We start from the raw sequence: 19,689 nt of genomic DNA, 5'->3' as shown, positions 1-19,689 counted from the left end.
ATTTAGGATTAGTGATTGATTTTTTCTCTGATTTTGTAATGTTTTTCGCTTGATTTGGACTTTATTATCAATTCTCCAATAAAACCTGCTAAAAATAATTGAGTTCCTAAAATCATTGCTGTTAAAGCGATATAAAACCAAGGATTATCAGTTACTAAAATGGTTTTCATTCCTTGAGAAAGCTTATAAAGTTTCATTGCTCCAATATATCCAGCTGAAATAAAACCGAAAACAAACATGAATGTACCCCATAAACCAAAAAAGTGCATGGGTCTTTTTCCGAATTTAGATAAGAAAGAAATAGTAATTAAATCCAGAAAACCGTTTACAAAACGATTCATTCCAAATTTAGTTTCTCCATATTTTCTAGCTTGGTGTTGAACTACCTTTTCACCAATTTTGGAAAAACCTTCGTTCTTAGCAAGTACAGGGATATACCTATGCATTTCGCCACTTACTTTTACACTTTTCACAACAGCGTTTTTATACGCTTTTAATCCGCAATTAAAATCGTGAAGTTTTAAACCAGATGTTTTTCTAGCTGCCCAATTAAATAACTTTGAAGGTAAGTTTTTAGCAATTACATTATCATATCTCTTTTTCTTCCATCCAGAAATGAGATCAAAATTATCTTTGGTGATTAGGTTGTATAATTCTGGAATTTCATCAGGACTGTCCTGTAAATCTGCATCCATTGTAATAACAACTCTTCCAGTTGCAATTTCAAAACCAGCATCTAAAGCTTGAGATTTTCCATAGTTTTTTTGAAAACGAATCCCTTTTACAGATTCGTTTGAAAGGGATAATGTCTCTATGACTTCCCATGATTTATCTGTACTTCCATCATCTATAAAAATAACTTCATACAAAAATCGATTGGATTGCATCACCGATGCAATCCAATCATATAATTCTTTTAAAGATTCTTCTTCGTTTAATAAAGGTATAACAACCGATATATCCATAAGTGGTTATTTATAGTGCAAAGTTAATGATAATCTTAACACTAAAAATAAGAATCTAGTATCCGTCTTCTTCTGTTCTTTTCATTACAGCTCCAGCAATAAGAGAAATAACTCCCCCAAGGAAAAGGTTTACAATAAGAATACCTCCAAATAATGAAAGATAAAAGAAGTCGTTAGCTCTTTTAGCACTTTCTTCAATTTCAGAAGGAGTCATACCAAAGGTGTCAGCCCAAACAGTCTTTTGAGATTCTATAGATAATGTTTGGAATTCAGGTTCAATGACTGTAGAAAAAAGAAAGTAATAAGCCATTATAATTAATGTTGATATTAATGTAATTCCTAAGCCTATTTTTACTGCTTTTCCAAAAGATAAGATATTCATGTTATCTTTCTTAAAGGCCTTTATACCTAAGATGATAAATACAATTAAAGCTAATATTCCAGCAATTCCAGAATAAAACTCTTGCTCATATTGCATTTCCATAGCATATTTTATCACTGCTATTAATATAGAGACAACTCCAAGGTATAAACCGTAGTTTAAAATAACATTTTTACTTGATGCTTGATTTTCCATAAGATTTGATTTAGTTAGTTAACAAATATAAAGATTTCATTTTCAGTACCTTTTCATGGGTTTACTACTGAAAACAATAGATTAGTAATCAATTGATTTGAATTGTTACATAAAAAATGAGAAAGTTTTCATTTGTTATGCTAAAAATTGATTGTAACTTTGCATCGGCAAGTCCTACACAACTAGCTCCCTCGGAATCCCCCAGGGCGGGAACGCAGCAAGGGTACTTGGTTGTAGCAGTGTGATGTAGGTAGCTTGCCTTTTTTTGTGCCTTAAATTTACCTATTCATAACTCTGTTAATATCTACCACTAAAATTGTATTCGAGTCACATTTTCTTTTTAGATATTTGTTTCGATATTTTTCTTAAGTCAATATGTCTAAAGTAGTACTTATTACCGGCGCTTCTTCTGGAATTGGAAAATCTACAGCGCAACTTCTTTCTGATAAGGGATATGTTGTCTACGGAACAAGTAGAAATACAAAAGAAGGAAACCAAGATTACAAGATGATTTCTTTGGATGTAACAGAGGTTAGTTCTATTCAAAATGCTATTCGTACTGTAGTGGAAAGTGAAGGTAAGATAGATGTGTTAATCAACAATGCTGGAATGGGAATTACAGGGCCAATTGAAGATACACCAACTGATGAAATGCGAAAAGTGTTTAATACAAACTTCTTCGGAGCTATAGATGTAATGAAAGAAGTACTTCCAGTAATGAGAAAACAAAAGTCTGGGTGTATTATAAATGTAACTTCAATAGCTGGATACATGGGATTGCCTTACAGGGGAATTTACTCGTCTACGAAAGGGGCTTTAGAATTGGCTGTAGAAGCCGTGAGAATGGAAGTAAAAGAGTTTGGAATTAAAGTAACTAATATAGCGCCAGGCGATGTAGCAACCAATATTGCTGCTGGAAGATATCATACTCCTGTTTTTGATGACTCTGCCTACAAAGAAAAATATCAAATGAATTTAGATTTGATGGATAGCCATGTAGATTCTGGAATGGATCCTCTTAAAATGGCTAAGAAAATAGAAAAGATTATCAATACAAACAATCCTAGAGTGCATTATAAAGTTGGTGGATTTATGGAGAAGTTTTCGATTGTTTTGAAGAGAATCTTGCCAGACAAAGTTTATGAAAAACTATTAATGAATCACTATAAATTGTAACACACAACTAAAAACAAAACCATGAAATTTTTTATTGATACTGCGAACTTAGACCAAATTAAAGAAGCTCAAGCTTTAGGTATTTTGGATGGAGTAACTACTAATCCTTCTTTAATGGCCAAAGAAGGAATTACCGGAGAAGAAAATATTATCAATCACTATAAAGCAATCTGCGAAGAAGTAGATGGTGATGTTTCTGCAGAAGTAATCTCAACAGATTTTGAAGGAATGGTTAGAGAAGGAGAAGCATTGGCTGCTTTAAACCCACAGATTGTTGTAAAATTACCAATGATTGCCGATGGTGTAAAGGCTTGTAAATATTTTTCAGACAAAGGAATAAAAACCAACGTTACTTTGGTGTTTTCAGCAGGTCAAGCATTGTTAGCAGCGAAAGCAGGAGCAACGTATGTATCTCCATTTATTGGTCGTTTGGATGATATTTCTACTGATGGATTAAACTTAATTGCTGAAATCCGTCAAATTTATGATAACTACGCATTCGAAACAGAAATCTTAGCAGCTTCTGTACGTCATACAATGCATATTATTGACTGTGCTAAGATTGGGGCTGATGTAATGACAGGACCTTTAAGTGCTATTAGTGGTTTATTAAAACATCCTTTAACTGATATCGGATTAGAAAAGTTTTTAGCTGACTATAAAAAAGGCAACTAAATACGCCAATAATCAAAATATTAAATCCATGCAATTGCATGGATTTTTTCTTTTTTAGAAGTACCTTTGTTATAGAAAATTCTTCTATGTATCCTAAAAAGGAATTAGCACAAATTATCATTTCCGCTTGTCGTCAATTTCAAATTGAAACTGTTGTCATTTCTCCAGGTTCCAGAAATGCACCTTTAACAATTGGTTTTACAAATGATACAGATTTTGATACTATCAGTATTGTTGATGAACGTTGTGCTGCCTTTTTTGCTTTAGGAATTGCGCAACAAAGACAAAAACCAGTTGCAATAGTGTGTACTTCAGGATCAGCTTTATTAAATTATTATCCTGCAGTTGCCGAAGCATATTATAGTCAAATTCCATTAGTAGTAATTTCTGCTGATAGACCTAGACATTTAATTGATATTGGAGATGGTCAAACAATCCGTCAAGAGAATGTTTTTACCAATCATATTTTATATAGTGCCAACTTAGAGGAAAACCAAACAGAAATGAATTTTCAGTTGTTAACTGAAGCTTTTTCAATGTTAACACAGGTAAAAGGCCCTATACATATCAATGCACCATTTGATGAACCTCTGTATGAAACCACAAATGAAATAAAAGAGTTTTCATTTAAAGTAGATCAACAGATTCAAATGGATAATGTAGATTATACCTCTTTAGCTAATCAATGGAACTCAGCTAAAAAGAAAATGATCTTGGTAGGAGTGCATTATCCTGATAAAGAATTAGAAAATTTATTAGATAAAGTTGCGGATGACCCTTCGGTTTTAGTGCTAACTGAGACTACTTCGAATCTTCATAATAAGAGATTTATCAATTCAATAGATAATTTAATTTTCAATCTTTCTGATGAAGAATTTAGATCTCTTCAACCTGATATTTTACTCACCTTTGGAGGTTTAATTGTGTCTAAAAAAATCAAAAGATTTTTACGCGATTACAAACCAAGAGAACATTGGCATGTGAATGAATTAAGAGCTTTTGATACCTATTTTGCTCTAACTAAGCATATAAAAATTGATAGTAAAACTTTTTTCACTCACTTTAGTAAACTCACCAACTATAGAAATGGTAGTGATTACGAATCTAAATGGATAGCTTATAGAGATCATACAAATAAAAAACACAAAGAATATTTAGAAAAAGCCAAATATTCAGATTTAAAGGTTTTTGAGAGTATTTTGGATTCCTTACCAGAAAGTTCTGAAGTTCAATTTAGTAATAGTGCCATTATTCGATATTCTCAGCTTTTTAAAATGAAGGACTCAGTAGTTGTGTTTTGTAATAGAGGAACTAGTGGGATTGACGGTAGCACAAGTACTGCTATAGGAGCTGCTTATGCAGCTAACAAGCAAATTACATTAATTACAGGAGATTTGAGTTTCTTTTATGATAGCAATGCTCTTTGGAACTCACATATCCCAAAGAATTTTAGAATTATTGTGGTTAATAATTCTGGAGGAGGAATCTTTAAAATTATTCCAGGACCTAATACAACAGATTCTATAGAGTATTTTGAAGCACCACATAATTTAACGGCAGAACATTTGTGTGCCATGTATGGATTCAAGTACGAGAAAGTTAAAAACTTGAAATCCTTAAAGGAAAATCTTGATACTTTTTACCAAGATGAACAACCAAAACTTTTGGAAGTTTTTACACCTAGTGATGAAAATGATAAAGTTTTAAAACAATACATAAATCACCTACACTAATGGATTTAGAAATTGGACAAAAAGTTAATTTGATTATCGGAGTTGAAACTGCTTTAGGATTTACAGTTTTAATTGAAGAATCTCATGAAGGATTAATTTACAGGAATGAAATTTTTAAACCTTTAGAAGAAGGAGTGAAAACTACTGGGTATATTAAGAATATAAGAGAAGACGGTAAGATCGATGTTTCTTTACAACCTCTAGGATATAGAAATACTATTGACGCTGATAAAGAAAAGATATTATCAAAATTAATTGCGAATCAAGGAGTTTTAAATTTTACAGATAAGAGCAGTCCAGAATCTATCAAGTTTCACCTGCAAATGAGTAAAAAAGCTTTTAAAAGAGCTTTAGGAGCTTTGTATAAAGAGAAAAAAATAAAATTGTTTCCAGATAGGATTGAGAAAAATTAACCAATTTTAGATTCAAGTAAACTTGTAATCTCTTTCATTTGATCTTTAGATATAATATCAACAGGTATAATAGTAGCGGGAGACTTGTCAAAAATATTTTTTGAAAACAAGATCAAAAAGCTGTTAGTTTGAGAGAATTTTGAATAAAATTCCCATTTCCTTTCAATAGTGGTTGTCTCATTTTTAAATGTAATTCCATTGGAATTAAATTGATAAGAAAATTCGTTAGCAAAAGTCGAAAATTTAGTATTAAAGATCAACGTTAAAGCATTCTTAACCTTTACAAAGTTTGAAATAAGAAAAAGGCCATATAAAAGAAGTCCTATACCTAAACCAAGAAAAATATTAGAAATTATAAAGCCAATATTTCCAAATTTATTTTCCGAAAGTGAATACGTATTGACTTTGGAATCGTCAAATATGTAACCAAGAATTAGGAATATTGCAAAAATCAAAATAATGATTATATACAATTTCTTCTTTCTTGTAAAAATTGTTTCCCAAAATATATCTCTTATGGGGTTAAGGTAATCTTTTGTATAAGAATATGTTATTGTGATGTCTATCATTATAAATTCAAAGCGTATTGACCTTACTTCCCAAGAACTCTTTCTACATTCTGATAAAATAAATCTGCATTTGGATCGGCAGGATCCATTTTTCCATATCCTAATCTATATTGCTCTAAAGCCGATTTAAAATCATTCCCACTTTCAAAATAACGCCCTAAATAGTAGTTCCCCATTTCAGAAGTTGGATAAAGCTTCAAGATCATTTCACCAAAATCCTTTAAATAGTCTCCATTTTCTTTTTCAATAATGATATCTTCAATAGCTACAACATCGCGTTGTCTAATACCAATATTAGAACCAAACAAATATTCAATATCTAAATATTTCTTCTCCAAATATGCAATGGCGCTAGGAGGGTCAAGCTCTTTAATATTCTTATCGTATTCATCTTGAGTAATACCAGAATATATTTCAAAGATTTTAGCAAAGGCTCTAGACATTCCTTCTCCTATAACAGAAGAAGAACTTGGAGAACTTTTTAATTCATCAAAAACAACATGAAAGTTCTCAACGCCAACAGATTTCATAAACTTCCCATAAGACTGAATTTTGGTTAGCTTTTCGCTTTTAGCATAAGGGTTTCCAGATAAATAAAAATAGAAAGTATTGTCCATTGGACCCATCTTCTCTAGGTTGAAACCTTGCATTTTTGCGTTCACATCAGGAGCTAGTGTTGGATTCAAACAGATATATGCATTAAAAATGGGGTCGCCTTCTTTTAAAAAGTGAGTAATAAAATTTGCAGTTAAACTCTCACCCACAATTGTTAAAAAAGGTGATGTTTTATAATTTGCTTCTACAAAAGGAATTAATTCATCTCTCAAAAAACGATAAAACCTTTTGGCATCAGTTCTCAGATTGCTATTGGTAATATCATACCCAGCATCTTTGTTTCTAGTAGATTCCATATCAATTCCTACTACTATTTGCTCAGGAGCATTGTCTTGATTTGAATAATAATTAGAAACACCTACATAGAGGTCAAAAAGTTTATGACCATCTAAAACGATAGCTAAAGGGAAATTAGAAATAGAATCCTTTTCATAACTCTTCGGTAAATAAATAGAAACATCTCTAATATCTTTTAACTCATCAGACTCATATTTTTTAAAAATCGTTTTTTGTCCAAATGAAAAGGAAAAAGAAAAAACGAGTAAAAGTAATGTTAGTATTCTCATAATGTGGAGGAATCATTTATTTGTTAAATATAGAAGTTTTCAAAATATTGAAAAAGGATTATTCTTATCAAAATGGCTATTGCCAATTCTGAAAGTTTTATTTTTGTCTTCTCTTTAATGAAAAATACATCCAACTAGTAAACGACTAAAGTTTGAAATTATGATACAACCAGAATGGATTACTGCAAAAGAATACGAAGATATCACCTATAAAAAGTGCAATGGTGTTGCTAGGATAGCATTTAACAGACCCAATGTAAGAAATGCATTCAGACCTAAAACAACTAGCGAATTGTATGATGCTTTTTATGATGCTAATGAAGATACTTCTATTGGAGTTGTTTTGTTATCTGCTGAAGGACCTTCTACCAAAGATGGTATTTGGAGCTTTTGTTCTGGAGGAGATCAAAAGGCAAGAGGTCATCAAGGATATGTAGGTGAAGACGGATACCACCGATTGAATATTTTAGAAGTTCAACGTTTAATTCGTTTTATGCCTAAAGCTGTAATAGCTGTTGTTCCTGGATGGGCTGTAGGAGGAGGTCATAGTTTGCATGTAGTTTGTGATTTAACATTGGCAAGTAAAGAACATGCTATTTTCAAACAAACAGATGCTGATGTTACCTCTTTTGATGGAGGATATGGCTCGGCTTATTTAGCAAAAATGGTTGGACAAAAAAAAGCAAGAGAAATCTTTTTCTTAGGAAGAAACTATTCTGCGCAAGATGCTTATGAAATGGGAATGGTTAATGCTGTGATTCCTCATGATGAGTTAGAAAGTACGGCTTATGAATGGGCGCAAGAAATTTTAGCAAAATCACCAACATCTATTAAAATGCTCAAGTTTGCCATGAATTTAACCGATGATGGTATGGTAGGGCAACAAGTTTTTGCAGGTGAAGCAACACGTTTGGCTTATATGACTGATGAAGCTGTTGAAGGACGAAATGCGTTCCTAGAAAAAAGAAAACCAAATTTTGATAAAAAGTGGATCCCTTAGTCAATGAACAATTACCATTAATCAATGTTAACGTACAATTGATATCTGATAATTGATATCTGATAATTGAATATGAAAATAATTTGTATTGGGCGTAACTACGCTAAACATATTGAAGAGCTTGCGAATGAAAGACCAGAAAGTCCTGTGATTTTTTTGAAACCAGATTCAGCCATTCTTCCAAAGAACAATCCTTTTTTTATACCACCTTTTTCTAATGATGTACATTATGAAGTGGAGGTGTTGGTGAAGATTAATAAAGTTGGAAAACACATTGCGGCACGATTCGCTCATAAATATTATGATGAAGTTGGATTAGGAATCGATTTTACCGCAAGAGATGTTCAAGCACTATGTAAAGAAAAAGGACTACCATGGGAAAAGGCAAAAGCTTTTGATGGTAGTGCTATTGTTGGACAGTTTTTTTCAAAAACAGAATTTGATCTAGAGAACCTTTCTTTTCAATTGTTAAAAAATGATGAAGTAGTGCAAGACGGAAATACAAAAGCTATGTTGTGGAAAATAGATGAATTAATTAGCTATGTTTCTCAATACTTCACACTCAAAAAAGGAGATTTAATATTTACAGGAACACCAGCAGGAGTTGGAAAAGTTAAAGAAAATGATGAATTGATTGGAATTATAGAAGATCAAAAAGCATTTCAAATTAGAGTAAAATAGAAATTAACAAAAACAAATTACTATGTTAGGAATATTACTGCTTTTCTTCGCTGGAAGAATTTTCTATAAACTGGCTGAGAAATATAATAAGAATAAGTGGGGTTTTGGTGTTTTAGGAGTAGTCAGTTATATATTTGGATTCTATGCAGCTGGAGTAACATATACAGTTATTTTTTTTATTAGTAATCCTGAAGCGTTAATTTCAGACTTAAATGAGACAACAGTTGGTTTAATTAGCATACCTTTTGGTATTATTACTTCATATATAATGCACTATTTTTTAAAAAAATCGTGGATTAAATATAAGAGTGAAGATGAGAAGTCATTCAACATAGATGATATCGGAACAAAATAAGAACCAGTTGACATGAATGCAGAGATTATAACTATAGGTGATGAGATTCTCATCGGTCAAATTGTAGATACCAACTCGCAATGGATGGCTGTTGAGTTAAATAAAATAGGAATTTCTGTACATCAAATATCTTCTGTTCAAGATAATAGAGAGCATATTTTAGAAGCGCTTGAAGAAGCAAATGGTAGAGCTGATCTAATTTTAATTACTGGAGGTCTTGGTCCTACAAAGGACGATATTACTAAAAAAACAATTGGAGAATACTTCAATGATACTGAAATGATACATTATCAAGAAGTCTATGACAATATCGTTCGACTATTCAAAAGAGTTGGTCATCCTGTAAATGAGGTACAGAAGTATCAAGCCTTATTACCTTCTAAAGCTACAATGCTTCCTAATAGATTTGGTACGGCGCCTGGAATGTGGTTTTATGAAAACAACACTGTTTTTGTGTCTATGCCTGGTGTTCCCTATGAAATGAAAGGGTTGATGAAGTATGAAGTATTACCTAGAATTCAAAAACAGTTTCAATTACCGCATATTCTTCATAAGACGGTTATGACCTATGGACAAGGTGAAAGTGTAATTGCCGAACGAATTATAGGCTGGGAAGAAAGTTTACCCAATTTCATTAAGCTTGCTTATTTGCCATCTTTTGGAAGAGTTCGATTAAGACTCTCTGCAAAAGGAACAAACAAAGAATTACTTCAAAACACCATTCAAGAAAAAATAAATGAGCTCTATGCTTTAATTCCTGATATCATAACAGGTTTTGACGACGGAGAAACCATTGAAAAACATGTAGGAAAACTATTGAATGATCATAACTTAACAGTTTCAACTGCAGAAAGTATGACAGGAGGTAGAATTGCTTCAACGATAGTTTCGGTGGCGGGTGCATCTTCATACTTTAAAGGAAGTGTAATAACATACTCTGCAGAAACCAAAAAAGAATTATTAGGAATTAGTCAAGAAACAATTAATCAGTTTACTGTAGTGAGTAAAGAGGTTGCCGAGCAAATGGCAATTTCTGCGCGAAAAAAAATGAAAACAGATTACTCAATCGCTATTACCGGAAATGCAGGTCCCACTAAGGATGAGACAGATAAATCTGTAGGGATTGTTTTTATTGCTATTGCTTCTGAGAATGGAGTAATATGCAAGGAGTATAATTTTGGTCAACCAAGAGAAAAAGTCATTAAAAGAACGGTAAATAAATCTTTAGAAATGTTACAAGAAGAAATTCTAAAAAATAACTAAGATTGTTTTTGCAGAATTTTAAAATTGTCGTACATTTGCACCTCGTTTAAAGATAAGAACCAAAAACTGTAAGAAGATGTCTAGAGTTTGTGAATTAACAGGAAAAAAAGCGATGGTAGGAAACAATGTTTCTCACGCTTTAAACAGAACGAAAAGAAAGTTTAACGCTAATCTTATGACTAAGCGTTTCTACATTCCAGAAGAAGATAAGTGGATTACATTGAAAGTTTCTGCTTCTGCGTTAAAAAATATCAACAAGAAAGGAATTTCTGCAGTTATCAAAGAAGCAAGAGAGAAAGGTTTCTTAACTAAGTAATTCTCTAGATAAAGTATAGAAAGATGGCAAAAAAAGGAAACAGAGTACAAGTAATCTTAGAGTGCACAGAGCACAAAGCTTCTGGACAACCAGGAACTTCTAGATACATTACAACTAAGAATAAGAAGAATACTCCAGATAGAATTGAGTTAAAGAAATTCAATCCTATTTTGAAGAAAATGACAGTTCATAAAGAAATTAAATAATTCGACATTTTTTATAAAAATGTCAGATAACATCTAAGTCATGGCAAAGAAAGCAGTAGCATCATTACAGACAGGTTCTAAAAGACTAACAAAAGCTATCAAAATGGTAAAGTCTCCAAAATCAGGAGCTTACACATTTGTTGAAGCGATTATGGATCCAACAAAAGTAAACGACTTCTTAGCTAAGAAATAAGTTTACCTTTATCACAATATTACAAAGCTACTTTCTTATGGAGGTAGCTTTTTTTATGCCGTTTATTTCGTTAATTTTGAAGCACTTTAATTAGAAATCAATCAATGAGTTTTTTTAAGAATATATTTTCAAAAGAGAAGAAGGAAACACTAGACAAAGGATTAGAAAAATCTAAATCTAGCTTCTTCAATAAACTATCCAAAGCAGTTGCAGGAAAATCTAAAGTAGATGATGATGTTTTAGATAATCTAGAAGAAGTACTCGTTTCATCAGATGTAGGGGTAGATACTACGTTAAAAATAATCGATAGGATTGAAGAGCGTGTTGCAAGAGATAAGTACTTAGGTACAGAAGAACTCAATCAAATTCTTAGAGAAGAAATAGCAAGTCTACTTTCTGAGACAAATGTTGGGGAAGAAACAGATTTTACTATTCCAGCTGATAAAAAACCTTATGTATTAATGGTAGTGGGAGTGAATGGTGTTGGAAAAACAACAACCATTGGAAAATTAGCCGCTCAATTTAAAAAGAAAGGACTCAAAGTAGTCTTAGGAGCAGCCGATACCTTTAGAGCTGCAGCCATAGATCAATTGCAAGTTTGGGCAGACAGAACAGATGTTCCAATTGTACGTCAAGAAATGGGATCTGATCCTGCTTCTGTAGCTTTTGATACTTTAAAATCAGCAGTTTCTCAAGAAGCCGATGTTGTGATTATAGACACTGCTGGTCGTTTGCATAATAAGGTGAATTTGATGAATGAATTAACCAAGATTAAGCGTGTAATGCAAAAAGTAATTGATGATGCACCGCATGATGTACTCTTGGTATTGGACGGTTCTACAGGTCAAAATGCCTTTGAACAAGCTAAACAATTCACCAAAGCAACAGAAGTAACTTCCTTAGCTGTAACCAAGCTAGACGGTACTGCAAAAGGCGGTGTTGTGATTGGAATCTCAGATCAGTTTCAAATTCCTGTAAAATATATTGGAGTAGGAGAAGGAATTGACGATTTACAAGTATTTAATAAACACGAGTTTGTAGATAGTTTCTTTAAATAAGATAATGAGTTCAGAAAAAGGTTTTTCTATTTACCACAATTTACTGATTAAAGCTTCAGTAGAAAAAGTATTTGATGCCATAAGCCTTCCTGAACACCTAAACAATTGGTGGTCTCTAAAATCTTCAGGAGAACCAAAATTAGGAACGAAATACAATTTAAATTTTACAGATCAGTACAATTGGTTCGGAATTGTCTCAGAAGTAAAGCAAAACGAGTTGTTCTTTATTAAGATGACTGAAGCAGATGACGACTGGAATCCTACTACTTTTGGTTTTGTTTTGGAACCGAAAGATAATGGAACCTACCTTCGATTCAGTCACACGGGTTGGTTAAAAAACAACGATCACTTAAAACACTCTTCTTTCTGTTGGGCAATGCTATTAAATGGTCTTAAGAATTATGTAGAAAAGGGTGTGATTATCTCTTTCGATAAACGAGAATAATATGCCCATTGTTATAAATTTGATAACCCCCGTGATTATTTAGTTCAAACAAAACACGAGGGATATGCATGGTTGGGGGGAGAGGCTACGTATAAACATGTAGCTACATGTTTATAAGACTAAGGTTTTTTGATAAGGTTTAATGAGTTATCTTTGATTCTTATCAAATACAAGACCATGAAAAAATATCTTACACTTCTCCTAGTAGTAATTCTTGTGTATGCTTGTCAAGAAAAGCAAGCACCAGATTTTTTCCAAAAATACGATGAAACACAAGCTCTAGAAAAACAACAAGAGCATCAAAACCCTCGTATGAAATTCAAGCTATTTCAGTCGAAATACTTGAATATGAATGAAGTTTTCAAACCTTTTGAAAATGAACTAGAAAATTTTTCTGAGGAAGAATACAATATGTTGAAGCCTTTAATTATAGAGCAAAATATTCCTAGTATTCAAAAAAGTGTAAGAGACGGTCAGTTAACCTATGAAAAACTGACGCTGTTTTATTTGTACCGAATCAGAAAATTTGAAAGTGATAGTACAAAATCATTAAATGCAATCATAGCTTTAAACCCTAATGTGCTTAATGAAGCAAGACAAAGAGATCAGGAAAGGGCTTCAAAAAGAATAGATCAGAATAAAGTTTATGGAATGCCAATTCTTTTAAAAGACAATATCAATACTGCAGGAATGCCAACAACTGCTGGCGCTCTAGCCTTATCTGAAAATAAGAATACTAAAGATGCTTTTATTGTTACTAGATTGAAGGAAGAAGGAGCTTTGATTTTAGGAAAAGTAAACTTGAGTGAATGGGCTTATTATTTTTGTTCTGGTTGTCCTCTAGGCTATAGTGCTGTGGGAGGTCAAACTTTAAATCCTTATGGAAGAGGAGAATTTGAAACAGGTGGTTCAAGTGCTGCTAGTGGTGCTGCAGTAGCTGCAAACTATGCTGTTGCAGCTGTTGGAACAGAAACTGCGGGATCTATTACATCACCTTCAAGTCAGAATTCTTTAGTTGGTTTAAAGCCTACCATTGGATTGTTGAGTAGAGTAGGAATTGTTCCTATTTCTAGTACCTTAGATACACCAGGCCCTATGACAAAAAGTGTTATGGATAATTGGATCATGATTAACGCAATGTATGGATATGATCCAAACGATTCTAAATCGTATAACTACGTCGATAGAAACTATGGCACATTTAAGGATAACCTAAAAGGAAAACGATTTGGAATTATAAAATCATATTTACAAGATTCTGTGTTCAATGCCAATGTGAATATAATCAAGGAAGCTGGAGCAGAAATTGTAGAAATTACACCCCCACAAGTTGGATTGCCAGGTTTTTTAACGCTTTTGAATATCGATATGAAGCACGATCTTCCCGAATATTTAAAAAATCATACAGATCCTAATGTAACTGTTCGTTCTGTAAAAGATGTGGTTGATTTTAACTTAAAAGATTCTATTCTTAGGGCTCCATACGGACAACAACTTTTTGACGGAATTGTGGCAGATACTACAACTGTGGAGCAATTACAAGAAATCAAGAAGACTTTAATGAAAAATGCGCGTCAATATTTTGAAGCCTTAGATACCGAAAATCTGGATGCAATTTTATCTATTAATAATTATCACTCAGCATTTTCAGCAGTTGCAGAATATCCTAACATTACAGTGCCAATGGGGTATAAAAAATCAGGAGAACCTATGAATATGACTTTTATTGTAAAGGATAAAGAGGAATCTAGATTGTACGTTTTAGGAAATGCATTTGAACAATTAACGAAGCATAGAAAATTGCCTAAGAATTACGAATAGAATTTAGATGAGAAGGGCTATTTTTGTGGATTATTTATAAAGAAGAAAAGAGTAAGGATTAACGAGTAAAGGATAAAGAGTAAAGAAAAAGAAAAGGCTAAAGAGAAAAATAAAAATGATGCTATGGGAAAAAGTTTTAAAAATTTAGTGCTTTGGAAAAAAGCGCATGGATTGGTTTTAGGAGTTTATAAATTAAGCTCTCAATTGCCAGATTCAGAGAAGTTTGGGTTGATTAATCAAATTCAGAGAAGTTGTGTTTCAGTTCCGGCTAACATTGTTGAAGGTTTTGGACGAATAAGTCCTAAAGAGAAACTTAGATTTTTATATATCGCTAATGGATCGCTGGAAGAAACAAGATATTTCTTGATTCTAATTCAAGACTTAAATTTTTCAATAACTGAAAGTTTACAAGAAGAACTTTCTGAAGTATCAAAAATATTAAACACATACATAAAAAAGTTGAGAGCTAGTTTACAGTAATCATTACTCTATACTCCTTTCTACTTAATCTTTAATTATGCGTACTAAGACGGTAAAAAAAAATAAAATCAACGTAGTTACTTTAGGATGTTCTAAGAATATCTACGATTCAGAAGTGTTGATGGGACAGCTAAAAGCGAATGGAAAGGAAGTTGTTCATGAAGATGAAAATGATGAAGGAAACATTGTGGTAATCAATACCTGTGGTTTTATTGGAAAAGCCAAAGAAGAATCTGTAGATACTATCTTACATTATGTAGAGAAAAAAGAAGCTGGAGATGTAGATAAGGTTTTTGTAACTGGATGTTTGAGTGAACGTTATAAACCAGACTTAGAAAAAGAAATTTCTGATGTAGATCAGTATTTTGGAACTCATGATTTGCCAAATTTATTGAAAGTTTTAGAAGCTGATTACAAGCATGAATTGATTGGTGAACGTTTAACCACAACACCCAAACATTATGCTTATTTAAAAATTGCAGAAGGTTGTGATCGTCCTTGTTCTTTTTGTGCCATTCCTTTAATGCGCGGAAAACATAAATCTACACCTATTGAAGAAATCGTTACAGAAGCTGAAAAACTAGCTGAAAAAGGAATCAAAGAACTCATGTTGATTGCTCAAGATTTAACCTATTATGGTTTAGATATCTATAAAAAAAGAGCCTTAGCAGATTTACTGAAAGCATTGGTGAATGTTGAAGGAATTGAGTGGATTCGTTTGCACTATGCATTTCCAACAGGATTTCCGGTTGATGTATTGGAGGTTATGAATAATGAACCCAAGGTTTGTAATTATTTAGACATTCCACTACAGCATATCAATACAGAAATTTTAAAGTCAATGAAACGTGGGACGACCCATGAAAAAACGACAGCGTTGATTCATAAGTTCCGTGAAACAGTTCCTAACATGGCTATTAGAACAACATTAATTGTAGGTTATCCTGGTGAAACCGAAGAACAATTTCAAGAGCTAAAAGATTGGGTAGAAGAAATGCGTTTTGAGCGTTTGGGTGCTTTTGAGTATTCTCACGAAGAAAATACAGGAGCTTTTGCTTTAGAAGATGATGTTCCTGCAGATGTGAAATTCCGTCGTGTGAATGAGATTATGGAAATTCAATCTCAAATATCTTGGGAAATCAATCAAGAAAAAATTGGTAAGACTTTCCGTTGTTTGTTTGATAGAAAAGAAGGAAACTATTTCTATGGACGTACAGAGTTTGATTCACCTGATGTAGATAATGATGTATTAGTTGACGCTAGAGAACATTATATCAAGATTGGTGAGTTTGTTGATGTAAAGATCTATGAAGCTGGAGATTTTGACTTATACGGAACTCCTGTAAAAGATGAATAATTGTGACATCGAGTGCAGTCGAGATGTCTTGTAGAGCTTTATAATAAAAGATGAAAGAGTTGCTTGAAAGTACAGTACTACAATTTGAAATAGAAGACTTTGCGCATTTAATGATTGATAAAAGATATGATTTTTCATCATTAAAAAAGAAAGTTTGTGATTTACCTCTTTCAAATGATAATAGAAAAATAGTATTGCAAAGAATTGATTTTGCTAATAAGAGAATCAACAAGCCTTTAAGTTGGTCAGAGACTATATTATTTATCCTCCTTCCTTTTGGTAGATTTAATAGATATGTTAAATCTACTTTTATAAATACTGAAGAAGAGCTAAGATTAGGTTTTAAGAGAAGAGTTGATGAATTTGTTATTTATTCTATTGTAGGTATTGTTATGTATGTATTAGTTGCTCTGGGTATTATATATATATAATTATGAAAAAAGCCTACTTCAATTGGTCATCAGGTAAAGACTCCGCACTAGCATTGTATAAGATGCTTCAAGACTCTGAATATGGAATTGATTTATTAGTAACTACCGTCAATCAGGATTTTAATCGTGTTTCTATGCACGGATTGCGAAACGAATTGCTAGAGCAACAAGCCAAATCTATAGGACTTCCCTTATTGAAAATTCCTTTTGCCGCCAATGTAACTATGGACGATTACTCCAAAACTATGAAATTGGCAATGACTTCTTTACTGGATCAAAACTACAAACACGGTATGTTTGGAGATATCTTTTTAGAAGATTTAAAATCGTATAGAGATTCAAAATTAGCTGAGGTAGGAATTCAAGGAGTTTATCCCCTTTGGAAAAAAGATACAAGAAGTCTCATACAGGAATTTTTGGGCCTAGGATTCAAAGCGATTACGGTATGTGTGAATGCTAAACTATTGGGAAAAGAGTTTGTTGGCCGTGTAATTGACGAACAATTCATCAAAGATTTACCTGAAAACGTTGATGTTTGTGGTGAGAATGGCGAATTTCACACCTTTGTGTTTGATGGACCTATTTTTTCAAAACCAATAGATTTCAAGATAGGAGAGAAGGTCTTACGTTCTTATACTTTACACGAAGAAGATTCCGATAATTGTCACCAATCTAAAGAAGAACAGAAAAATTATGATACCAGTTTTTGGTATTGTGATTTGTTACTGAAAGAGTTAGGAAACAAGAGAAAAGAGTAAAGAGAAAAGAGTAAAGAGTAAAGAGTAAAGAGTAAAGTGAAAGGACAAAGTATGTCATTCTGAGGAGTTTCGAGATTTCGAAACGACGTGAGAATCTCATAAATAATAATTGTGAGTTATAAAGACATTTCTCCACTTCGGCCGAAATGACAAACTGATGAATTTTTAGTATTTGTGAACTACTTTAGGATTTATAAATCTCTTAAAAAGACATCCTTTTAGGAAATACAATCTTTTTAATATTCTTAGTCAACAATAGATTGTATAAAAGAATTAAAATAAGCATGATGACTGCACCAAATAAAACAATACGATTGCTTTGCAATGAGAAATCAAAGAAATTTTGAAACTCTTTTAGATAACTATTTCGAATACTACTACTCACAATAATTGCCACTACAATAGCTAAAAAAGTAGTACTGCTAATAATAATTTGATAAAACTTAGCAATCTTTTTGTGATTATACCCGATATGATATAAGTTTAGAATCAAATCTTTGTTCTTATGAATAATTAAATTCAAGCTCATTAAAATAAATGCTACAGACAGTATGATGATAATAATGGCAATAATAAAGACAAAGATTAAAGCAGATTTGAAAAAGAAGAATAGTTTTCCAAACTCTAAATTTTCTTTATTAATCGTATAATTATGATCATTAAAATACTTAAGAATGCCTTCATCAGAAGGATCGTTAAATTCGACTAGAACACGACTAGTTTTTTGAGCTTTTAACTCTCCAAATTCGTTATTAGCCCAAAGCATAAAATCTTGAGGAACCAGAATAGAATTAATTTTATTAGAAAAACCTACAATCTTACTTGAGTATAACTGAGACTTAGAATTTCCTGAAATTTCAATATGGAACTCTATTTGAGAGATGGTGTTTTTAGAAACTACCGGTAATCCTTGACTTTCTGCAAAACCAAAATTGTAGAGGTTTACATAGTCTTCAGGAATGATGATAGGAATAAAATCTTGAGAAATACCCCATTTCCAATCTTCTGGCTTTACATCTAAATGTTTTTCAGAAATGCTTTCAAAGAATAAATCGGTTGAAAACATAGGAACATTAGCAGTTTGTTTAGATTGTGCTTTTACTTTAAATCTAGCACTGGTAAACAGAGAAACGTCTTTAGCAAACTTCTGCTTTTTTAAATTGTCAATTTCTGATTGCGTAAAATATATTTTCTCTTTATCTAGAGATTTAAAAATCGAAATCTGCTTACTAATTACTGTAGATTTACTTTCAAAAACAGAAGAATCTTTAAACAGTAAGGGTTTGGCATCTAGAAACAACTGAATGGTTGTTAAAATGATAACAATCCCGATAAATAAAGTAAGTGTATACCCAATTATCTGAGTAAGATTTAACGTCTTTTTTTGAAGTTTTAAAAGCATCTATTATAAGTTTAAAACTTGATCGTAGGTAAATAGATATGAACTATCTAAAGAAGTAAGAATGAGTCCTGCTTTTTGTTGCTCCAATTCCTTTTCGATAATTTGAGAGATTTTCTCAATATTATTATTGTCTAAATGACTAAAAGGTTCATCTAACAGTAAAAAATCAAATGGTTGACAGAGAGCTCTTATCAAAGTAACACGTTGTTTTTGACCTAATGATAAATTTTTCACCAAAGAATTTCTTTTATGACTAAGCTGTACCTGATTGATCAATTCATCAATCTCTTTTTCAGATTTATAACTCGTAAGTAGGTTTTTTAGTTGAATATTTTCAAAAACAGTTAATTCTGGAAATAACTTAAAATCTTGAAAAACGTAACTAATGTTAGTTTTTCTATACTCAAAAATATTTTTATTGATGTTTGAATGATATCGAATTTCTCCTTCAAAATTTAGATTACTTCCGTAGATAAAGTTTAAGATAGAACTCTTTCCGTGACCAGAATGTGCTTTGATCAAGTATTTTTTTTCTTTCTCAAAAACAACACTATTTTGTTTATATACATCGGAAGCAGCAACATCTGCTTCCGACATATACGTAGGTTTGATATTATTAAGTTCTATTCTCATT

At 32.1% G+C, this 19,689-nt stretch carries 24 protein-coding genes and 1 other RNA gene; 19 read left to right on the top strand and 6 right to left on the bottom strand.

Features of this window, described 5'->3' with window-relative positions; all coding sequences use genetic code 11:
* Positions 1-8: 8 nt before the first annotated feature.
* Positions 9-965, bottom strand: coding sequence for a glycosyltransferase family 2 protein (locus tag AAON49_RS08730; protein ID WP_349554132.1), 957 nt, complete (start codon positions 963-965; stop codon positions 9-11).
* Positions 966-1,020: 55 nt separating this feature from the next.
* Positions 1,021-1,542, bottom strand: coding sequence for a DUF4199 domain-containing protein (locus AAON49_RS08725; RefSeq protein WP_349554131.1), 522 nt, complete (start codon positions 1,540-1,542; stop codon positions 1,021-1,023).
* Between the two features lie 165 nt (positions 1,543-1,707).
* Here AAON49_RS08725 and ffs point away from each other — a divergent pair.
* The 5 genes from ffs (at position 1,708) to AAON49_RS08700 (ending at position 5,539) form a co-directional block, all read left to right on the top strand.
* Positions 1,708-1,806, top strand: an RNA gene (gene ffs, locus AAON49_RS08720) — signal recognition particle sRNA small type.
* A gap of 111 nt (positions 1,807-1,917) precedes the next feature.
* Positions 1,918-2,718: an SDR family oxidoreductase gene (locus tag AAON49_RS08715; protein ID WP_349554130.1), complete on the top strand. Its 801-nt coding sequence runs from the start codon at positions 1,918-1,920 to the stop codon at positions 2,716-2,718.
* A 21-nt stretch (positions 2,719-2,739) separates the two neighbouring features.
* Positions 2,740-3,393 carry a fructose-6-phosphate aldolase gene (gene fsa, locus AAON49_RS08710; RefSeq protein ID WP_349554129.1) on the top strand — a complete coding sequence of 218 codons (654 nt, stop codon included), beginning with the start codon at positions 2,740-2,742 and terminating at the stop codon, positions 3,391-3,393.
* 86 nt (positions 3,394-3,479) lie between these two features.
* Positions 3,480-5,126, top strand: a complete 1,647-nt coding sequence (gene menD / locus AAON49_RS08705) for a 2-succinyl-5-enolpyruvyl-6-hydroxy-3-cyclohexene-1-carboxylic-acid synthase (protein WP_349554414.1) — start codon at positions 3,480-3,482, stop codon at positions 5,124-5,126.
* Entirely contained in the window at positions 5,126-5,539 is a 414-nt protein-coding gene (locus AAON49_RS08700) for a S1 RNA-binding domain-containing protein (RefSeq protein WP_349554128.1), read from the top strand. The genes menD and AAON49_RS08700 overlap by 1 nt, the downstream gene beginning before the upstream one ends.
* On the opposite strand, the gene AAON49_RS08695 is transcribed toward AAON49_RS08700, so the two are convergent.
* Positions 5,536-6,108 carry a hypothetical protein gene (locus tag AAON49_RS08695; protein WP_349554127.1) on the bottom strand — a complete coding sequence of 191 codons (573 nt, stop codon included), beginning with the start codon at positions 6,106-6,108 and terminating at the stop codon, positions 5,536-5,538. The genes AAON49_RS08700 and AAON49_RS08695 overlap by 4 nt on opposite strands.
* A gap of 23 nt (positions 6,109-6,131) precedes the next feature.
* Complete coding sequence (locus tag AAON49_RS08690) at positions 6,132-7,289, bottom strand: alpha/beta hydrolase (RefSeq protein WP_349554126.1); 1,158 nt, start codon at positions 7,287-7,289, stop codon at positions 6,132-6,134.
* 160 nt (positions 7,290-7,449) lie between these two features.
* Here AAON49_RS08690 and AAON49_RS08685 point away from each other — a divergent pair, with 160 nt between their 5' ends.
* The 14 genes from AAON49_RS08685 (at position 7,450) to AAON49_RS08620 (ending at position 17,653) form a co-directional block, all read left to right on the top strand.
* Complete coding sequence (locus AAON49_RS08685) at positions 7,450-8,289, top strand: 1,4-dihydroxy-2-naphthoyl-CoA synthase (protein WP_349554125.1); 840 nt, start codon at positions 7,450-7,452, stop codon at positions 8,287-8,289.
* A 72-nt stretch (positions 8,290-8,361) separates the two neighbouring features.
* Positions 8,362-8,970, top strand: a complete 609-nt coding sequence (locus tag AAON49_RS08680; protein ID WP_349554124.1) for a fumarylacetoacetate hydrolase family protein — start codon at positions 8,362-8,364, stop codon at positions 8,968-8,970.
* A 22-nt stretch (positions 8,971-8,992) separates the two neighbouring features.
* The gene (locus AAON49_RS08675; RefSeq protein ID WP_349554123.1) at positions 8,993-9,325 is read left to right on the top strand and encodes a hypothetical protein; all 333 of its coding nucleotides are present in this window, start codon (positions 8,993-8,995) and stop codon (positions 9,323-9,325) included.
* Between the two features lie 12 nt (positions 9,326-9,337).
* Entirely contained in the window at positions 9,338-10,588 is a 1,251-nt protein-coding gene (locus AAON49_RS08670; protein ID WP_349554122.1) for a CinA family nicotinamide mononucleotide deamidase-related protein, read from the top strand.
* A 76-nt stretch (positions 10,589-10,664) separates the two neighbouring features.
* Positions 10,665-10,904 (top strand): 50S ribosomal protein L28, encoded by a 240-nt coding sequence (rpmB, locus tag AAON49_RS08665; RefSeq protein ID WP_105004371.1) that lies wholly within the window; start codon positions 10,665-10,667, stop codon positions 10,902-10,904.
* A gap of 23 nt (positions 10,905-10,927) precedes the next feature.
* Positions 10,928-11,110: a 50S ribosomal protein L33 gene (gene rpmG / locus AAON49_RS08660; protein WP_140595061.1), complete on the top strand. Its 183-nt coding sequence runs from the start codon at positions 10,928-10,930 to the stop codon at positions 11,108-11,110.
* A gap of 40 nt (positions 11,111-11,150) precedes the next feature.
* Positions 11,151-11,303, top strand: coding sequence for a DUF4295 domain-containing protein (locus AAON49_RS08655; protein ID WP_349554121.1), 153 nt, complete (start codon positions 11,151-11,153; stop codon positions 11,301-11,303).
* Between the two features lie 104 nt (positions 11,304-11,407).
* On the top strand, positions 11,408-12,361 hold the full coding sequence (ftsY, locus tag AAON49_RS08650; RefSeq protein ID WP_349554120.1) for a signal recognition particle-docking protein FtsY: 954 nt from the start codon (positions 11,408-11,410) through the stop codon (positions 12,359-12,361).
* Positions 12,362-12,365: 4 nt separating this feature from the next.
* Positions 12,366-12,806 (top strand): SRPBCC family protein, encoded by a 441-nt coding sequence (locus AAON49_RS08645; protein WP_349554119.1) that lies wholly within the window; start codon positions 12,366-12,368, stop codon positions 12,804-12,806.
* 177 nt (positions 12,807-12,983) lie between these two features.
* Positions 12,984-14,627 (top strand): amidase family protein, encoded by a 1,644-nt coding sequence (locus tag AAON49_RS08640; RefSeq protein WP_349554118.1) that lies wholly within the window; start codon positions 12,984-12,986, stop codon positions 14,625-14,627.
* 123 nt (positions 14,628-14,750) lie between these two features.
* Positions 14,751-15,107 (top strand): four helix bundle protein, encoded by a 357-nt coding sequence (locus AAON49_RS08635; RefSeq protein WP_349554117.1) that lies wholly within the window; start codon positions 14,751-14,753, stop codon positions 15,105-15,107.
* 37 nt (positions 15,108-15,144) lie between these two features.
* Positions 15,145-16,464, top strand: a complete 1,320-nt coding sequence (gene rimO, locus AAON49_RS08630) for a 30S ribosomal protein S12 methylthiotransferase RimO (RefSeq protein ID WP_349554116.1) — start codon at positions 15,145-15,147, stop codon at positions 16,462-16,464.
* Positions 16,465-16,514: 50 nt separating this feature from the next.
* Positions 16,515-16,895, top strand: coding sequence for a hypothetical protein (locus AAON49_RS08625; protein WP_349554115.1), 381 nt, complete (start codon positions 16,515-16,517; stop codon positions 16,893-16,895).
* Positions 16,896-16,897: 2 nt separating this feature from the next.
* Complete coding sequence (locus AAON49_RS08620; protein ID WP_349554114.1) at positions 16,898-17,653, top strand: Dph6-related ATP pyrophosphatase; 756 nt, start codon at positions 16,898-16,900, stop codon at positions 17,651-17,653.
* 202 nt (positions 17,654-17,855) lie between these two features.
* Here the strand turns inward: AAON49_RS08620 and AAON49_RS08615 are convergent, their stop codons facing one another.
* Together AAON49_RS08615 and AAON49_RS08610 are read right to left on the bottom strand one after the other, a co-directional pair.
* Positions 17,856-19,055, bottom strand: coding sequence for a transporter (locus tag AAON49_RS08615; protein ID WP_349554113.1), 1,200 nt, complete (start codon positions 19,053-19,055; stop codon positions 17,856-17,858).
* A gap of 3 nt (positions 19,056-19,058) precedes the next feature.
* Complete coding sequence (locus AAON49_RS08610; protein WP_349554112.1) at positions 19,059-19,688, bottom strand: ATP-binding cassette domain-containing protein; 630 nt, start codon at positions 19,686-19,688, stop codon at positions 19,059-19,061.
* Position 19,689: the final 1 nt, after the last annotated feature.

The sequence above is a fragment of the Pseudotenacibaculum sp. MALMAid0570 genome (assembly GCF_040151415.1).
Taxonomy (GTDB): domain Bacteria; phylum Bacteroidota; class Bacteroidia; order Flavobacteriales; family Flavobacteriaceae; genus Polaribacter.
This window is presented reverse-complemented; position numbering and strand designations above follow the sequence as displayed.

What these genes read in the sequence shown, in the direction of transcription:
- AAON49_RS08725 (WP_349554131.1), bottom strand. Translation starts at nt 1,542, where the DNA reads ATGGAAAATCAAGCATCAAGTAAAAATGTTATTTTAAACTACGGTTTA.
- AAON49_RS08610 (WP_349554112.1), bottom strand. Translation starts at nt 19,688, where the DNA reads ATGAGAATAGAACTTAATAATATCAAACCTACGTATATGTCGGAAGCA.
- rpmB (WP_105004371.1), top strand. Translation starts at nt 10,665, where the DNA reads ATGTCTAGAGTTTGTGAATTAACAGGAAAAAAAGCGATGGTAGGAAAC.
- fsa (WP_349554129.1), top strand. Translation starts at nt 2,740, where the DNA reads ATGAAATTTTTTATTGATACTGCGAACTTAGACCAAATTAAAGAAGCT.
- AAON49_RS08675 (WP_349554123.1), top strand. Translation starts at nt 8,993, where the DNA reads ATGTTAGGAATATTACTGCTTTTCTTCGCTGGAAGAATTTTCTATAAA.
- AAON49_RS08700 (WP_349554128.1), top strand. Translation starts at nt 5,126, where the DNA reads ATGGATTTAGAAATTGGACAAAAAGTTAATTTGATTATCGGAGTTGAA.
- AAON49_RS08680 (WP_349554124.1), top strand. Translation starts at nt 8,362, where the DNA reads ATGAAAATAATTTGTATTGGGCGTAACTACGCTAAACATATTGAAGAG.
- AAON49_RS08625 (WP_349554115.1), top strand. Translation starts at nt 16,515, where the DNA reads ATGAAAGAGTTGCTTGAAAGTACAGTACTACAATTTGAAATAGAAGAC.
- AAON49_RS08615 (WP_349554113.1), bottom strand. Translation starts at nt 19,055, where the DNA reads ATGCTTTTAAAACTTCAAAAAAAGACGTTAAATCTTACTCAGATAATT.
- AAON49_RS08695 (WP_349554127.1), bottom strand. Translation starts at nt 6,108, where the DNA reads ATGATAGACATCACAATAACATATTCTTATACAAAAGATTACCTTAAC.
- AAON49_RS08645 (WP_349554119.1), top strand. Translation starts at nt 12,366, where the DNA reads ATGAGTTCAGAAAAAGGTTTTTCTATTTACCACAATTTACTGATTAAA.
- AAON49_RS08635 (WP_349554117.1), top strand. Translation starts at nt 14,751, where the DNA reads ATGGGAAAAAGTTTTAAAAATTTAGTGCTTTGGAAAAAAGCGCATGGA.
- AAON49_RS08620 (WP_349554114.1), top strand. Translation starts at nt 16,898, where the DNA reads ATGAAAAAAGCCTACTTCAATTGGTCATCAGGTAAAGACTCCGCACTA.
- menD (WP_349554414.1), top strand. Translation starts at nt 3,480, where the DNA reads ATGTATCCTAAAAAGGAATTAGCACAAATTATCATTTCCGCTTGTCGT.
- AAON49_RS08685 (WP_349554125.1), top strand. Translation starts at nt 7,450, where the DNA reads ATGATACAACCAGAATGGATTACTGCAAAAGAATACGAAGATATCACC.
- ftsY (WP_349554120.1), top strand. Translation starts at nt 11,408, where the DNA reads ATGAGTTTTTTTAAGAATATATTTTCAAAAGAGAAGAAGGAAACACTA.
- AAON49_RS08690 (WP_349554126.1), bottom strand. Translation starts at nt 7,289, where the DNA reads ATGAGAATACTAACATTACTTTTACTCGTTTTTTCTTTTTCCTTTTCA.
- rpmG (WP_140595061.1), top strand. Translation starts at nt 10,928, where the DNA reads ATGGCAAAAAAAGGAAACAGAGTACAAGTAATCTTAGAGTGCACAGAG.
- AAON49_RS08730 (WP_349554132.1), bottom strand. Translation starts at nt 965, where the DNA reads ATGGATATATCGGTTGTTATACCTTTATTAAACGAAGAAGAATCTTTA.
- AAON49_RS08715 (WP_349554130.1), top strand. Translation starts at nt 1,918, where the DNA reads ATGTCTAAAGTAGTACTTATTACCGGCGCTTCTTCTGGAATTGGAAAA.
- AAON49_RS08670 (WP_349554122.1), top strand. Translation starts at nt 9,338, where the DNA reads ATGAATGCAGAGATTATAACTATAGGTGATGAGATTCTCATCGGTCAA.
- rimO (WP_349554116.1), top strand. Translation starts at nt 15,145, where the DNA reads ATGCGTACTAAGACGGTAAAAAAAAATAAAATCAACGTAGTTACTTTA.
- AAON49_RS08655 (WP_349554121.1), top strand. Translation starts at nt 11,151, where the DNA reads ATGGCAAAGAAAGCAGTAGCATCATTACAGACAGGTTCTAAAAGACTA.
- AAON49_RS08640 (WP_349554118.1), top strand. Translation starts at nt 12,984, where the DNA reads ATGAAAAAATATCTTACACTTCTCCTAGTAGTAATTCTTGTGTATGCT.